Raw genomic sequence first — 15,235 nt, forward strand, 5'->3', positions numbered from 1 at the left:
GATCGCCGCCCGGACCCTCGCCCGGTGGTGAGGTCCGGACCCTCGCCCGGTGGTGAGGGGCCGCTGCCGGCCGCGCCCCTCCGGCGGGAGCGGCGGCAGCCCGGTGCGGCTACGCCGGGGGCGGACCGGCGGCACGCAACCGGCGGACCAGTTTGCGCAGGCCGGCCTGCCAGCCGTCCGGGTCCTCGGCGCGGCGCAGCGCGTACCCGGCGACCTCGGGGTGGGGCAGGATGAGGAAACGTTCCTCGGCGAGCCCGGCGACCGCCGCGTCGGCGACCTGATCGCCGGTGAGCACCGGGCCGGAGGCGGCGATCACCCGGGCGGCCAGGTGGCCGGTGGCCAGCCCGTCGGCGAGCATCGGGGTGTCCACCCCCTGCGGACACAGCGCGCTGACCCGGATGCCCTGGTCCCGGTAGGTGATCGCCAGCCACTCGGCCAGCCCGACCGCCGCGTGCTTGGTGGCGGTGTACGGGGCGTCGCCGACCGCGGTGAGCACCCCGGCCGCCGAGCAGGTGTGCATCAGGTGACCGCCGCCCCGGGCCAGCATGCCGGGCAGCACGGCGCGGGCGGCGTACACGTGGGCCAGCACGTTGACCCGCCAGGCGCGGTCCCAGTCGGCGTCGGGGGCGTCGATGCCGGCGCCGGTGGCCACCCCCGCGTTGGCGCAGAACAGGTCGATCCGGCCGTACCGTCGCTCGGTGTCGGCGACCAGGTCACGGACCTGGCCCTCGTCGGCGGCGTCGACGGCGACCCCCCGGGCGACCGGGCCGACCGCGTCGGCGACGGCGGCGGTCGCGCGGGCGTCGAGATCGGCCAGGACCACGGCGGCGGCCCCCTCGGCGGCGAAGCGACGGGCCAGCGCCGCGCCGATGCCACCCGCTCCCCCGGTGATCACCACCACCCGGCCGGTCAGGTTCATCTCAGCCCCGTTCCGTCGGCTGTCCGGCGTCCACCGCCGACGGCAGGCCCAGCCGGCTGATCAGCTCACCCAGGGCGGCGGCCCCACCGGCGGTCACCTCCGGGGTGGGCAGCAGGGCCAGCACCGGCACGTCCACGCCCGCGTCGGCGTAGCGGCGGACCTGGTCGCGGCAGTGCTCGGGCGAGCCGTGCAGGATCAGCGCGTCGACCACCTCGTCGGGCACGGCCGCGGCGGCGGCCCGCCGGTCACCTGCCGCCCAGGCCGCCCAGACCGGGCCGAGCACGTCCTCGCGCCCCAGCCAGCGGTGGAACTCGGCGTACGCGGGGACGGTGAGGTAGCTGGTGATCAGCCGCCGGCCGAGGGTACGGGCGTAGCCGGCGTCCTCGGTGGGGCAGACGAAGATCCGGGCGACCACCTCGAAGCCGGGACCGCGCCCGGTCAGCTCGGCGAGGGCCTGCGCGACGTCGTCGGCGGCCAACCAGTTGAGGATCACCCCGTCGGCCTCGGCGGCGGCCAGCCGCAGCATCCCCGGGCGCAGGGCGGCCAGCAGCACCGGCGGTGGGCTGGCCGGCGGGCGTTCCAGGGTGAACCGGCGCACCCGGAACGTGTCGAACGCCCCGTCGACCGTCTCGCCCCGCAGCGCCGGCCGCAGGAACCGCAGCAGGTCGCGGGTGCGCCGGAACGGCTCGGTGTACGGCACCCCGTTCCAGTCCCCCACCACCACCGGGGACGACGCGCCGATGCCGAGGGCGAACCGGCCCGGGGCGGCCTCGGCCAGCGCCGCCGCGCTCATCGCCAGCAGCCCCGGCCCCCGGGTGAAGACGGGGGTGATCGCGGTGCCCAGCCGCAAGCCGGGTTGCCAGGCGGCGGCCAGCGCCAGCGGGGTGAACGCGTCGGTGCCGTTGACCTCCGACGACCACAGGTCGGTGAAACCCGCCTCCGCCAGGGCCGCGTAGCCGGCCGCGTGCTCGGCGAGCGGGACACCGGTCAGCGGCACGGTGAAGCCCCATCGGTTCGTCATCCGGTCGATGCTGCCCGCTCGTCCCCGACGGAACAAGGGTGGATTGCCGCGTTGGCCGTTCCCGGGACCGGCCAGGCTGCTCCTGACCCCTGGTGGGTCGGGCCGACGGCAGCTGCCGACGATCATGACGGACGGCGGACAGGCCGCGCTCCGCTGCGGCGTACCGGGTCGGCGCAGGGCGCGACCTCCCTGGGGCTCTTCGTCGACCTGGTGTACGTCTTCGCGCTCACCCGGATCTCGTGATCAGCCGCCGCCCGCCTGAGTCCGGTGATCAAGAGGTTCGCGTCAAGTCTGATCATCAAGCTGACGCGAACCTCTTGATCATCGCGCGCAAACCTCTTGATCACCGCGCGCGAACCTCTTGATCACCGCACGCGGTGGGGGGTGGGGGTGGGGGTCAGCGCCGGGCGGTGAGGGACAGGTGGGGCCAGGGGTGCGCGGTGATGATCCGCTGCTCGGCGGGAGTGAGCGGGGCGCGGCCGGTGATCTTGCGGACCAGGGTGGGGCGGTCCCAGCCGAGCCCGTCCGGAACCGGTCGTCCCCCGGTGAACAGGTCGGCGATCACCCGCGCGGCGGCCGGGGTGAGCCACGGGTCGCGGCGCAGCGCCACCGCCAGGTCCAGCCCGTGCACGCCGACCTCCACCACGCGGGTCACCAGGAACTCGTGCACCGTCATCGGGTCGCCGTGGCGGGTGCGGACGACCCGGTCAGCCGGCTGCGTCCGCACCGCCGCGTCGGTCGCCCGCCAGGCGGCGGCGAAGGCCGCCGCAACGGCCACCGCTTCGGCGGACCCGGCCGGGGCGGCGGGATCGCGGGCCGCCCGCCGGGCGCTCTCGACCCGGTCGGCGTCGACCTGCGGGGTGAACTTCGCCGGGCCGAAGTATCCGGCGGCGTCCACCTCGGCGCGGGGCGGCGCGACCCCGTCGATCATGTCGGCCAGGCGTCCGGCACCCGTGCGGACGTGCGCGATCAGGTCCCGCACCACCCAGGGTGGGCAGGGGGTGGGTCGGGCCAGGTCCGACTCGGTCAGGGTGGCGAGGAGCGTGTCCAGCGTGGCGCACTCGGCGCGGAAGGCCGCGCGTACCGCCGCTGTCTCGCCGTCCGGGTAGGCCGTGTCCATGGTGGCAGCCTGGCAGCGCGGGGCGCCGTCAGCCCTTCCAGCGGGGCACCAGGCGGTGTACGGACAGCAGCACCAGCGCCGCCACCACCCCCATGGTGCCGGCGATCCCGGCGGCGCTGCCGGCGTACCCGATGAACAGGGTGCGGCGGGTCAGCTCGTCCACCGGCGTCTGCTGCTGGTCGAGCAGGCCGGACAGGGCGATGCCGCAGCCGAGGACGGCGAGCAGGCCACCGATGCCGAGCACACTGGCGGCCACCTTGTGGGCGTCGTCGGGAGCGACCTGCGCCTGCTCGTGCTGGAACACCAGCAGCAGCAGGCCGGCCAGCGCCGCCCAGACCCCGACCACCAGGAAGGCGGCGACCGCGTCGCTGGGCCGGTGCCAGCCGGCGGAGAGGGTGGCCACCCCGGCGATGGCGGCGTACGCGGTGCCGAGGAACGCCCCCAGCACGCGTACCTTGGCCGGCAGCACCAGGATCAGCGCCAGCGCCACCGAGGCGGCGATGGTGGTGTGTCCGCTGGGCAGGCTGTTGCCGACGGCGTCGCGTTGCGGGTCGATGCCGAGCGCGGGCCGGTCGATGACGTACTTGAGCACCTGGGTGGTGACGTTCGCCCCGGCGATCAGCAGGGTGGCCGAGATGGCGAGCGCCTTGCGGCCCCGGATCAGGGCGATGAAGAAGATCACCACCATGGCCGCCAGCAGGGAGACCACCGACATGGCGTTGAGGATCCGGTTGACCAGACCGTCGATGCGGTCCTGGCCGATCCGGTTGCCGGTCAACGCGACGGTGTCGAGCCACTGCCCGGTCCCGGTGTGCACGGCGAACCGCCACACCAGCAGGAAGGCCGCCGTCTGGGCCAACGCCAGCACGACCAACCAGACCGCGGTCCAACCCCTTGCCGTCGCACGCACCCGCACACCGTAGCGGCACGCGCGGCACGTCGCGCGTGGGCCCACCGGGACGGTCCGGATACCTTGACACGGGACCACGGGAGGTGACGGTGACCGGCACACCACAACAGGGACGACCGACCCGGCAACCGCCGGCCGGGGACCCGCCGACACCGCAGGGGTCGGCCCCGCAGCCAGCACCCGGACCGCCCGCGGACGCCAGGCCACCGGACCCGGTGGAGTCGTTGGCCGGTCTGCTCGGCGGGCGCGGTGGCGCGATCGACGCGACGCTGCCGCCGGTGGCGTTCACCGTCGGCTGGCTGGCGACCGGACGGTCGGTCGTCGGCGGGGTGGCGGTGGCGGTGCTGGCCGGCACGGCGGTGGCGCTGTGGCGGTGGCGGCGCGGGGACCGCCCCCGGGCGGTGCTGATCGGCCTGCTGGCCGTGTGCCTGGCCGCCGTGGTGGCGCTGCGCACCGGCCGGGCGGCCGACTTCTTCGCGGTGCAGGTCTTCTCGAACCTCGCCAGCGCGCTGGTCTGGGTGGTGAGCATCGTGGTACGCCGGCCGCTGCTCGGCGTGGTCGTCGGGGCGGCGCTGCGGCAACGGGGGCGGTGGCGGCGCGACCCGGCGCTGTTGCGGGCGTACGGGCGGGGCAGTTGGGTGTGGGCGGCCACCTACGTGCTGCGGGTGGCGGTGTTCCTGCCGCTGTGGCTGGGCGGGCAGGTGCTCGCGTTGACCGTGGCCCGGGTGGCGTTGACCTGGCCGCTGGTGGCGGCGGCGCTGACGGTGAGCTGGGTGGTGATCCGCCGGTCGCTGCCGGCCGGTCATCCGGGGCTGCGGCACCCGGTGCAACCCGGGTGAGCCGGGACCGCCCGTTGCCGACGTGGGGCGCGGGGTGGAGGGGGCACAGACGTTGAAGGAGAGGCCGCCACGGGGGGAGCGGCCTCTCCGATCAACACGGTACTCCGTCATGGGGCGTCGCGTTATCCCGCGCGCGCCTCTTTTTTCACCGCTTTCCCGCCGGGGCGGGAAAGCGGATGGTGGGGTGGGCCGGCCGCTCCGCTGCGTCGGCCGGACGGTCGACCCACCCCCGGCCTGACCGTGGGAATCAGGCCGCCCGCCGACCGGGCTGTCCGCTCCCCCGGGCCCGGTCGGCCTCCGGGTGGGTGGCGCCGCGCCACCCACCCGGCAGGGTCAACTCACCCGTTCGGGAAGAGCATCCCGTAGTCCGCGTACGCCATGGCGATGTCGGACTGGGCCCAGAACCGGTGGTAGTTGAAGGTCGGCTCGGGGCCACCCTTGAGGTACGCGTCGACCTTCGGCCAGTCCGGGTCGTTCTTGTAGAACGACCGGATGTCCAGGAAGCTCTTGCCGGCGGCGATGGTGTCACCGTTGGGCATCTTCCCGGTCCAGCCCGGCGGCACGTAGAGGCCCTGGCCGTCGGCGGCGTTGTAGACGTCGTCGAACCGCTTGTAGTCGCCGCGGGTCTCGGTCGTCGACACGCCCTTGCTGTCGCTGGCCGCCGAGAGCGCGTCCAGCAGGCCCTTGCCGGTGGTCTTCGCCTGGGTGTTGCCGGACTTGGCCGCGTAGGCGATCAGGGTCCGGGCGAGGGAGCCGGTGACGCCGACGTCCTGGCCCGTGGACATGACCTCGACGTGCAGGCCGGTGTTGGACGCCGGGCTGCTCGGGTTCCAGTTGGCGGGCTGGCCCGTCCACTTGAGCTCCGACGGGACCGACCAGTTGGTGCCCAGCTTGGTGTTGGCGATCGCCCACGGCACCCACTTGTCGAGCAGCGCCTTGGCCTTGGTGTTGCCGGTCTCCAGGTACAGCTCGGCGATGCGCTGCATCGACCAGACCTGCATGCCGAACCACTGGTTCGACGGCGGGTCGTTGTAGACCGGGTCGACGTCGTAGTACATGCCGTAGAAGGTGGCGGTGCCGGCCGGCGGCTGGGCGTAGCTACCGTCCCAGCTGTTGGTGGCGCCACCGGCGATGCCGCCCTCGGCGGACTGGAGCCAGGTGTAGAACTCCAGCTGCCGGTCGAGGCTCTTCTGCCAGTCGCCGACCGCGGTCGGGGACTTCGGCTTCAGCTCGTTCACGTTGGTCATCGCCCAGGCCGCGAACGGGTTCTGGTAACCGAAGTGGCTGTGGCTGGAGCCGATCCGCCAGGACCAGCCCGCGCTGGCGTCGTACGCGCCACCCCAGGCGTAGTACCAGGACAGCAGGTAGTGCGCCGAGTCCTTGCCGGTGCCGGCGGGGCAGGTGCTGGCCCCGACGCAGTTGCCGATCTTCTTGAAGTACTTGTCGTACATCGCGTACCGCAGGTAGTCGCCCATCTTGGCGGCCTTGGCCACGGTGGCGGCGACGTCGGCCTGCTTGCCCTGCGCCTTGGCCCAGGTCAGCGCCCAGTACGCCGCCTGGATGGCGCGGGCGTCGGCGTCCGGGGCGTTGGTGTACTTCCACTGCTTGGCCGGGGCACCCGAGTCCTTGACGAACAGGTCGAGGTAGCCGTACTGGCCGCCGTGCTTGAAGGTGTCGCAGGACGGCTGCGGGATGGTCTCCCACACCGACTCCTGCGTGCCACGCTGGAAGGTGTTGATGTACGCCGGCTTGGTGGTGCCGTCACCGCAGCGGCCGAAGCCGTAGGTGTTGTCGACGTCCATCAGCCAGTGCATGCCGTAGATGTCGCCGGTGCCGTAGGTGGACTGCAGCTCCGAGCGCAGCGGGTCCTGGCCGACCGGGACGCTGGCGTTCAGCGCCGACGGGTACTGGCTGGGCAGGTTGTACTCGGCGGCGTACTGCGGGGTGCCGGCGACGCCCGCGGTGGGCTGGTCGGCGTGCGACGGGATGATGTACTTCTCCATCACCGTCCAGGCGTTGTTGAACGGCGCCCAGTTCTGGGTCACCCGGCCGTAGTAGGCCTCCAGCCACAGCCAGTAGCTGAACGCCTCGGAGGTGGTCTCGTGGCCGTGGTCGGGGGCCTCGACGATCAGCGTCTCGATCGAGTGGTACGGCACGCCCTCGGGGCTGAAGTAGCCCGAGTTCTTGATCTTGCCGTACTGGTCGAGGAACTTCGCGACGTAGGCGTTGTCCCCACCGGGGGTGTCGTTGTCGATCTCGGTGGCGGTGACCACCACCGAGGCGACCCCGGTACCGGCCGCGGTGATGGTGGCGGCGCCACCGGCGGTGTCGGTGTCCTCCGCCGCGGCGACCGTGACCGCGACCCCGGTGTTCCAGTTGCTCGGGGTCAGCGTGACGGTGGCGGGCGAGACCGTGATGTCGGTGTCACCGGCGCGGGTGAGGGTGACCGGTACGTTGCCCGAGGGGGCGGCGCTGAGCTTGAGGTTGAAGGTGGTGCTGCCACCCTCGTTGACGCTCACCGTGGACGGCGTGGCGACCAGCACCGGGCCGGTGGCGGCGCCGACGGTGAACGACTTCTCCGACACGCCGATGCCGTTGGCGTTGTCGTACGCCTTGGCCTGGACCGTGTAGCTGCCGGCCGGCAGCGAGGTCAGCGTGTACGCGTACGGCGCGGAGGTGTCGGTGTTGACCAGCAGGCCGTTGCGGTAGAACTCGACCTTGCTGATCGTCCCGTCCGGGTCGCTGGCGGTGGCGGTCAGCGGCACGTCGGCCGGGGCGGTGAACGGGCCGGTGGGCACGCCGAGGGTGACCGTCGGCGGCTGGTTGGCCGGGGTGCCGTTGCACGGGGTGCCGTTGAGGGTGAACGACGTCGGCTTCGGGTTGCTGCCCGAGTAGGAGCCGTTGAACCCGATGGTGGTGGAGCCCCCGGTCGCGATGTTGCCGTTGTAGGACTCGTTGGTCGCGGTGACCTCGCTGCCGCTCTGGCTCCACTTCGCCGACCAGCCCTGGGTGACCCGCTGGCTGCTGTTCGGGAAGGTCCACTTGAGCGACCAGCTGCTGAGCGCGTCGCCCAGGTTCTTGATGGTGACGTTCGCGGTGAAGCCGCTGCCCCAGTCGTTGGTGGCGTAGACCACGTCGCAGGCCGGCGCGGCCTGGGCCGCGCTGGCCGGCAGGCCCACCCCGCCGATGGCGAGTGCGGTGGCGGCGAGCATCGCCGTGCGGCGACGTCTTGCCATGAGTCTCATGTGCGCGGTGTCTCCTCGGACCGGGCCGGGGCTGCGGGCCCCGGCGGGGGCACCTCCACGCGCTGTTACAGGGGTGCGCGGGGGGACGGAGGTGCCGGAATGGTGGTCGGTCCGGCCGGTGGGCCGGGGCAGGGACGGGGTACGGCTCAGGCCGTCGTGCCGTTCCTTCGGGTGCCGTCCGGGAGACCCGGATGCCCTCGGCGACCCATCACTCGCGCGTGTCTGGCTCCGCTGCGTTGATTCGACAGTGTGCCATGGAAGCGCTCCCACGACAACTACCTCTGTCGAAACACAGGTCGATGTTTCGATCTCGTTTAGGGGCTTTCACAAAGCCGTGACGGGCGTTACAGTCGCAGCATCGCCGATGGGAGCGCTTCCATCGACGGAGATGCAACAAGTGAAGGTCACCACCGTGGTCGCCCGACCACGGGGTTCAGCCCGAACGGCTGACGACGGGCCAGCCCGGACACCGTCGCCAGCCAACACCCCACCATCACGGAGGGAGGTGGAACCAGAGCCACTCGCGTGGCCCGGCTCCCGCGCGACACGCACGGCCGGACGCCAATTCGAGCGTGCGTGTGTGCAACACAGGTGGGGACGGGGGTTGCCCTCCCCCGTCCCCACACTAAACCCCCGTACTCGACGGGAAAAGAGGCCGACGGGTCAGGCGTGCGCGCCGCCCGGCCGGCCTCGATCGCTATCTGCCCCTCGACAGATCGGCCGACCGTCCCTCGACGGCGCCCGTCACACTCGCCATTCCCCATCCCGGCCGCCCACGCGCGGCCCTCTAGGCTGGCGGTCCGCCCCGAGGCGGCCGGGCCGTCGCACGCCCGCGCTGGGAGCGCTCCCGGCCGTCGGGGTGGCCCGCACCCTGAGGAGAAACATCCATGTCGATACTCACCCGGCGACGCCTGCTGCGCCGCGCCGCGCTCTCCGCCACCGCCACCGCCGGCGCCGGGCTCTCCGCCGCCGCGGGCGCCGGCCTGACCGCGGCCACCGGCGTGCTGGCCGCCGGCTGCGACGCGCCGAAGGGTGGCGACCCGACCGCCGACCCCGGCGCGGAACGGGTGCGTTTCCCCCACGACTTCGGCTGGGGTGCCGCCACCTCGGCGTACCAGATCGAGGGCGCCGCCAAGGAGGACGGCCGGGGCGCATCGGTCTGGGACACCTTCAGCCACACCCCCGGCCGCACCCGCAACGGCGACACCGGGGACGTGGCCGCCGACCACTACCACCGCTGGGCCGACGACCTGGACCTGATGCGCGACCTCGGGCTGCGCAGCTACCGGTTCTCCATCTCCTGGCCCCGGATCCAGGCCGACGGCACCGGCAAGCCCAACCAGCGCGGGCTCGACTTCTACAAGCGGATCATCGGCGGCCTGCACGAACGCGGCATCGCCCCGATGGTCACCCTGTTCCACTGGGACCTGCCGCAGGCGTTGCAGGACGACGGCGGCTGGGAGAACCGGGACACCGCCCACCGGTTCGCCGACTACGCCGACGCGGTCTTCCGGGGCATCGGCGACCAGGTGCCGGTGTGGTTGACCATCAACGAGCCGAAGACCGTGGTGCAGAACGGCTACCTCTGGGGCCACCACGCCCCCGGCCGGCAGGACGCCGACGCCGCCTACCTCGTCGCCCACCACCTCCAGCTCGCCCACGGCCTCGCCGTCCGCGCGCTGCGGGCCACCGGCTTCGACACCCGGATCGGCCCGGCGCTGAACCTGCACCCGTGCTACCCGGCCGACGACAGCCCGGCCGCCGCCGCGGCCGCGAAGCTGCACGACGGGTACGAGAACCGGCTCTACCTGGACTCCATCCTGACCGGCGCCTACCCGGCCGACGTGCTGGCCGACCTCGGCCCGGACAGCCGGATGGCCAAGGGCATCCGCGACGGCGACCTGGCGACCATCGCCAGCCCCATCGACCTGCTCGCCGTGCAGTACTACACCCCGCTCTACCTGACCGGCAACGGCAACACCGTCACCCGCTGGCCCACCAGCGAGGCGGACTGGCAGCAGATCTACCCGCAGGGCATGTACGACATCCTGACCCGGGTCACCCGCGACTACGGGCCGGTCCCGATCACCGTCACCGAGAACGGTCTGCCCTGCCCGGACACGCTCGGCCCGGACGGCACCGTCGACGACGCCGGCCGGATCGCCTTCCTGCGTGACCACTTCACCGCCGCCCACCGGGCCATCGCCGACGGCGTGCCGCTGGAGAGTTACCACGTCTGGTCGCTGCTCGACAACTTCGAGTGGGCCGAGGGCTACAACCAGCGCTGGGGACTGGTCTACGTGGACTATCCGACCCAGCGGCGTGTCCTCAAGCGCAGCGCCCACTGGTACCGCCAGGTCATCCGGGACAACGGCCTGTAGGTCGGCGCAGGGACCGGAGCAGCACCGGCACGGCCGGACCGCGTGGGGGCGGTCCGGCCCGGCAGCCGACCAGGGGCCGGGCAGCCGGCCTGGGCCCGTCAGCGGGGCAACGCCTGCTGGAGTTCCGCGCGCAACGCCGGGGTCAGCATCTCGCCGGCCTGCTTGGCCAGCCGGGCCATCTCGTAGCCCACCACGCCGATGTCCGCGTCCGCGCCGGCCAGGGTGGCCAGGATCGACCCGTCCCGGATCTGCATCACCAGGAAGTAGCCCCGGCCCATCTCGACGACGGTCTGCTTGACCACGTCCCCGTCGAACATCTGGGCCGCGCCCGCGGTGATGCTCATCAGCCCCGACGTCACGGCGGCCAGCTTGTCCGCGTGGTCGCGGGGCAACTGCGCCGAGATCGCCACCAGCAGACCGTCCGAGGAGACCACCACCGCGTGCGCCACCCCGGGCACCCGCTCGGCGAACGCGTTGACCAACCAGTTCAGGTCACGCGCCTCCTGGCTCAGTGTCATCACTGTCGTCCCCCTTCGCTGCGCACACCCGGCGGCAAGATTAACTCGGTGGTCTCCTCGGCCTCGGCACGGCGCACGCCGCTGTAGAGCCGGGACAGCATCCCGCCCACCGCCTCCGGGTCCAGGTCCTCACGGACCCGGGACGACGGCGGCCGGGCCGGCTCGGTCACCGCGGTCAGCTGGGCCATCGGCACCCGCACCGGCAGCCCCCGGTCGTTGGTGCCACCGGTGACCGGGACCAGCGGTGGCGCCGGGGTGCCCCCGCCCAGGGTCGCCGGCGACGACGGGGCCGGGCCCTGCCGGGACCACCAGCCGCCGTCGGCCGGGGGAGCCGGTGTCCGCACGTCCGCGACCCGGGCCGGGAGCTGGTTCGGCGGCGACGAAACCGGGCGACGGCCCGCCACCGGCAGCTCCGCCGGGGCCACCCCGCCGGGGCCGGGCCACTGCGCCGGACGCGAGGGTGGCCCGACCGGACCGGACGGCGCCCCCCCGGCCGGGCGGGCCGGCAGGCCGACGGGGGCGACCGCAGCCAACGCCCTCGACCCGGCGGACGCGGTCGGCGGTGACCCGTCCAGCTCCGGCGCCGGGGCGAGCAGGGCCGCCGGCAGGGTCAACCGGGCCACCAGCCCCTGCCCCTGCGCGATCAGCCGCACCCCGACGCCGTGCCGGGCGGCCAGGTGGCTGACCACGAAGTGCCCCATCCGCTCGACCGCCGCCACGTCGGCCACCGGTGGCTCCGCCAACACCGCGTTGGCCTGCGTCAACGCCGTCGGACTCATGCCGAGGCCGGCGTCGGCGATGTCCACCACCGCCCCGCCGCCCTCGGCCCACGCGGTCACCCGGACCAGGGTGTCCGGCCGGGAGAAGGCCGTCGCGTTCTCCAGCAGCTCCGCCACCAGGTGCACCAGCTCCCCGACGGCGTGCCCCACCACGTACAGGTCGGCCACCGACTCGTGGCGGACCCGCTGGTACTGCTCGATCTCGGCACTGGCCGCGAGCAGCACCGCACCCAGCCGCACCGGTCGGTTCCACCGGCGGGTCGACTCGGTGCCGGCGAGCACCAGCAGGCTCTCGTCGTTACGGCGCATCCGGGCGGCCAGGTGGTCCAGCTTGAACAGGTTCTCCAACTGGTCCGGGTCGGCCTCCTCCCGTTCCAGCTCGTCCAGCAGCTCCAGTTGCCGCTCCACCAGCACCTGGCTGCGCCGGGCCAGGTTGACGAACATCGCGTTGACCGTCCGGCGGGTCTCCGCCTGCTCCACCGCGACGCTGACCGCGCTGCGGTGCACCGCCACGAACGCCTCGGCCAACTCGCCGATCTCGTCCAGCGAGCGGACCACGGCCGGCGGCACGTCGATCGCCGGCACCCCGCCGTCGACCGTGCGCAGCCGCTTCAGGGCGTGCGGCAGCTCCACCTGGGCGATCCGCAACGCCTGGTCCCGTAGCCGCTGCATCGAGTTCGCGATCGACCGGCCGACCAGGACGGCCAGCAGCACCGCCAGGGCCAGCACCACCACGATGCCGCCCAGCACCAGCAGGGTGGTGCGCAACTGGGCGCCGCTGACCTCGTCGGCCCGGGCCACCGCGTCGTCGAGCACCCGGCCCTCCAGCTGTCGCAGCTGTTCCTGCCGCTGCTCGCTGGCCGTCCACCACTGGTTGGCGGGCAGCACCGCGGGCAGGGCCGTGCCGCCGGTGCTGATACTCCTCTCCTCCAGCCGGGTGGCGTCCACGAACGCCCCCGTCCGCGAGGTCCGGTCGTACGCCTGGATCTGGGCGGTCGTCGCGGCCACCCGGAACGCGCCCAGCGCGGCGAGCTGCTGCGCCCGCAGGTCGGCGAGGTTGACCTGGTCCTCCAGGCCGTACCGGCCGGCCCGGGAGGCGGCGTACAACTGGCCCCTGATCCGTGAGGACAGCTCCTTGACCCGGGCCAGCTGCACGTAGCGCAGCACCGCGTCGGTCAACTCCGGACGGTCCGGCCCCGGGCTCGGCTCGGCGAGCAGGCCGAGCAGCGCCTCCACCGCCCGGTGGTAGTTGCCCAGGATGGTGTCGCTGCTCAGCACCGCCGGCGGCACCGCCGAGCGGATGTAGACCACCTGGTCGTACGCCTCCACCGCCTCGGCGTAGGCGACCTGCCAGGCGGCGTCGGAGTCGGCCAGCGGCCCGGCCGCCTCGCGCAACGCCCCGAAGGCCGTGTCGGTGGCGGCGTGCAGCGGCCGGAGCGCGACCAGCGCCGCGTCCCGGTCGGCGGCGCTGCCCGCCCGTCTCAGCGCGGCCAGCTCACCGGCGGTACGGTCGCGTTCCTGCTGGAGCCGGTCCACCGCCGTGGTGATCTGCTGCCCGATGCCGACCTGCCGGGCGAAGTCGTTGAGCGCCGTGGTGCGTCCCACCAGCCCCGCGGTCTGCACCCCGGCCAGCACCAGGAACGCCACCGACGGGATGACCAGGACGGTGGCGAGCTTGGTGCGCATCCGCCAGTCCCGCAGCCGCAACGGCGAACGTCGCCGGTGCGGCACGACCCGCTCGTCGAACCGGTTCCGACCCGGCGACTCCGCGCTCGGTGTCGGGTCGGGACCTGCGTCCACGTCTCGCCTCCTCGGTCCCCGTCCCCACGACGGGGGGCCGGGTCCATCCAACCAGGCCAGACGCCCATGTCAACGCCTCGACGGCGCATCCGACAGGGCGGAGGCGCCTGCTGCGGCGGCCGAGGTCGGTAAGGGGTCCTCCTCCGTACGGCCGGTTCCGGCGAGCCGGTCCGCGTCGGGCACCCGACCCAGCGCGACCAGCGCGGCCCCGGTGGCCCCGATCTCCCGCTCGGCGCGGTGCCGGACCGGACGCGGCGCGAGCGCGGCGGCGAACGCCGTACGCCACCACGCGGAAGCGGTCACCGCTCCCCCGCCGAGCACCACCTCGACTGGTGCGTCGACACCGGACTCCAGCACGGCGAGGTCGTCGGCGACCATCCGGCACAGCCCGGTCATCAGCCCGGCGAGGATGTCCACGCCGGTGCTGGAGAAGCTGAGCCCGCGCAGCTCACCCGAACCGGCCGGGGCCAGGCCGGGGGGCCGGTCCCCGCCGAGGCGGGGATTGGCCGGCAGCACGCCGTCCGGTGCGATCCGGGCCAGCGCGGCGTCGAGATCGGGCCCCTGCGGCAGCCGCAGCTCCCGGTCGGCCCAGGCGAACAGGTTCCCGCCGCTGGAGTAGGCCGCCCCGGTCACCACGTGCTCGTGGTCCACCCGGTAACGCCACAGGGAGGCCGGCAGGGCTGGCAGCGGCGACCCGGCCGGAACCCGCTGGACCAGGCGTACGGCGGCCGAGGTGCCGACCGTGACCGCCGCCCGGCGGGGGTCGACGCAGCCCGAGCCGACGTTGGAGGCGGCACCGTCGCCGACCGGGGCGGCCCAGCGCGCCCCGGCGAGCTGCGGCCACCGGCGGGCGTGCTCGGCCCGCAGCCGGCCCTGCCAGTTCATCGGGGCCAGCTCCGGCAGCTCACCCGGCCGGACCCCGGCCACCGCGACGGCCTCGTCGTCCCAGGCCAGCCGGCTCAGGTCGAGCAGGCCGGTGCCGGAGGCCATGGACACCGACATGGGCGCGTCGTCGAGCAGTCGACCGAGGACGTACTCGACCAGGCCGGCGAACCGGGTCACCCCGGCCGTGCGGTCCCGCAGCCAGGGCAGCCGCACCGACCAGTAGCAGCGGTGCCACCATGCCCCGGTCCGCGCGTGGAACTCCTGCGGGTCGGCCGGGCCGGACGCCCCCGACGGCGGTGCGGCCCGGGTGTCCAACCAGGTCAGCACCGGGCCGAGCGGGTCACCGGAGCGGTCCAGGGGCAGCACCGAGTGCCACTGCGCGCAGACCGCGACCAGCCCGACGTGGCGCAGGTGACCGGCGGCGGCCAGCTCGTCGAGGCACCCGGTGAGGCCGGCGAGGTAGCCGGCGGGGTCCAGGGTGCCGGTGCCGTCCCCGGCCACGGTCAGGTGCACCCGGCGGCGGGCCAACGCTCCCGGCAGCGGGTCGGCGTCGGCATCGAGCACCAGGCCACGGACCGAGGAGGTGCCCAGGTCGAGAGCGAGAATGTTCATCGCGGGTCACGGTACCCGGCGGCGCGGGTGGGAACGCCCTTCCCCGGCGCGGGCGTACCGCCTAGGGTGTCGGTATGCCCGCGCACCTGACCTGCTGGTGGCCCGCCGACCCGGCGGCCGTCCCCCGCGCGTAGCTATCCACGCGGCCGCCCCACGAGGCGGCCGCCGGTCCTCCCCCGGCACCCCGGGGCCGCCCGACGACGAGG

General features: G+C 73.9%; 11 protein-coding genes. 3 read left to right on the forward strand and 8 right to left on the reverse strand.

Annotated features, from left to right (window positions below; all coding sequences use genetic code 11):
• Positions 1 to 109: 109 nt before the first annotated feature.
• Together ACN268_RS11745 and ACN268_RS11750 are read right to left on the reverse strand one after the other, a co-directional pair.
• Positions 110 to 919, reverse strand: coding sequence for an SDR family oxidoreductase (locus tag ACN268_RS11745; protein ID WP_421483234.1), 810 nt, complete (start codon positions 917 to 919; stop codon positions 110 to 112).
• A 1-nt stretch (position 920) separates the two neighbouring features.
• Positions 921 to 1,940: an LLM class F420-dependent oxidoreductase gene (locus ACN268_RS11750; RefSeq protein WP_421483235.1), complete on the reverse strand. Its 1,020-nt coding sequence runs from the start codon at positions 1,938 to 1,940 to the stop codon at positions 921 to 923.
• Between the two features lie 51 nt (positions 1,941 to 1,991).
• On the opposite strand from ACN268_RS11750, the gene ACN268_RS11755 reads away from it, so the two are divergent.
• Positions 1,992 to 2,183, forward strand: coding sequence for a hypothetical protein (locus ACN268_RS11755; protein WP_421483236.1), 192 nt, complete (start codon positions 1,992 to 1,994; stop codon positions 2,181 to 2,183).
• A 154-nt stretch (positions 2,184 to 2,337) separates the two neighbouring features.
• Here ACN268_RS11755 and ACN268_RS11760 read toward each other — a convergent pair whose 3' ends face one another.
• Together ACN268_RS11760 and ACN268_RS11765 are read right to left on the reverse strand one after the other, a co-directional pair.
• On the reverse strand, positions 2,338 to 3,060 hold the full coding sequence (locus ACN268_RS11760) for a maleylpyruvate isomerase N-terminal domain-containing protein (protein WP_421483237.1): 723 nt from the start codon (positions 3,058 to 3,060) through the stop codon (positions 2,338 to 2,340).
• A 28-nt stretch (positions 3,061 to 3,088) separates the two neighbouring features.
• A complete protein-coding gene (locus ACN268_RS11765) occupies positions 3,089 to 3,976 on the reverse strand; it encodes a phosphatase PAP2 family protein (RefSeq protein WP_421483238.1) in 888 nt (295 codons plus the stop codon).
• Between the two features lie 209 nt (positions 3,977 to 4,185).
• On the opposite strand from ACN268_RS11765, the gene ACN268_RS11770 reads away from it, so the two are divergent.
• Complete coding sequence (locus tag ACN268_RS11770) at positions 4,186 to 4,809, forward strand: DUF3159 domain-containing protein (RefSeq protein WP_421486862.1); 624 nt, start codon at positions 4,186 to 4,188, stop codon at positions 4,807 to 4,809.
• Positions 4,810 to 5,147: 338 nt separating this feature from the next.
• Here the strand turns inward: ACN268_RS11770 and ACN268_RS11775 are convergent, their stop codons facing one another.
• The gene (locus tag ACN268_RS11775) at positions 5,148 to 8,054 is read right to left on the reverse strand and encodes a glycoside hydrolase family 48 protein (protein WP_421483239.1); all 2,907 of its coding nucleotides are present in this window, start codon (positions 8,052 to 8,054) and stop codon (positions 5,148 to 5,150) included.
• Positions 8,055 to 8,941: 887 nt separating this feature from the next.
• Between ACN268_RS11775 and ACN268_RS11780 the strand changes: the two genes are divergently transcribed.
• A complete protein-coding gene (locus tag ACN268_RS11780; RefSeq protein ID WP_421483240.1) occupies positions 8,942 to 10,435 on the forward strand; it encodes a GH1 family beta-glucosidase in 1,494 nt (497 codons plus the stop codon).
• A gap of 98 nt (positions 10,436 to 10,533) precedes the next feature.
• Here ACN268_RS11780 and ACN268_RS11785 read toward each other — a convergent pair whose 3' ends face one another.
• From ACN268_RS11785 to ACN268_RS11795, 3 genes are all read right to left on the reverse strand, one after another.
• Complete coding sequence (locus tag ACN268_RS11785; RefSeq protein WP_204926246.1) at positions 10,534 to 10,947, reverse strand: roadblock/LC7 domain-containing protein; 414 nt, start codon at positions 10,945 to 10,947, stop codon at positions 10,534 to 10,536.
• 5 nt (positions 10,948 to 10,952) lie between these two features.
• The gene (locus tag ACN268_RS11790) at positions 10,953 to 13,532 is read right to left on the reverse strand and encodes a nitrate- and nitrite sensing domain-containing protein (protein ID WP_421483241.1); all 2,580 of its coding nucleotides are present in this window, start codon (positions 13,530 to 13,532) and stop codon (positions 10,953 to 10,955) included.
• A 69-nt stretch (positions 13,533 to 13,601) separates the two neighbouring features.
• Positions 13,602 to 15,029 carry an FGGY family carbohydrate kinase gene (locus ACN268_RS11795; protein ID WP_421483242.1) on the reverse strand — a complete coding sequence of 476 codons (1,428 nt, stop codon included), beginning with the start codon at positions 15,027 to 15,029 and terminating at the stop codon, positions 13,602 to 13,604.
• Positions 15,030 to 15,235 lie beyond the last annotated feature (206 nt).

Origin of the sequence: Micromonospora sp. WMMD735 (assembly GCF_049178995.1) — a bacterium.
In the GTDB taxonomy this organism is placed as follows: domain Bacteria; phylum Actinomycetota; class Actinomycetes; order Mycobacteriales; family Micromonosporaceae; genus Micromonospora; species Micromonospora wenchangensis.

What these genes read in the sequence shown, in the direction of transcription:
- ACN268_RS11750 (WP_421483235.1), bottom strand. Translation starts at nt 1,940, where the DNA reads ATGACGAACCGATGGGGCTTCACCGTGCCGCTGACCGGTGTCCCGCTC.
- ACN268_RS11780 (WP_421483240.1), top strand. Translation starts at nt 8,942, where the DNA reads ATGTCGATACTCACCCGGCGACGCCTGCTGCGCCGCGCCGCGCTCTCC.
- ACN268_RS11745 (WP_421483234.1), bottom strand. Translation starts at nt 919, where the DNA reads ATGAACCTGACCGGCCGGGTGGTGGTGATCACCGGGGGAGCGGGTGGC.
- ACN268_RS11775 (WP_421483239.1), bottom strand. Translation starts at nt 8,054, where the DNA reads ATGAGACTCATGGCAAGACGTCGCCGCACGGCGATGCTCGCCGCCACC.
- ACN268_RS11795 (WP_421483242.1), bottom strand. Translation starts at nt 15,029, where the DNA reads ATGAACATTCTCGCTCTCGACCTGGGCACCTCCTCGGTCCGTGGCCTG.
- ACN268_RS11760 (WP_421483237.1), bottom strand. Translation starts at nt 3,060, where the DNA reads ATGGACACGGCCTACCCGGACGGCGAGACAGCGGCGGTACGCGCGGCC.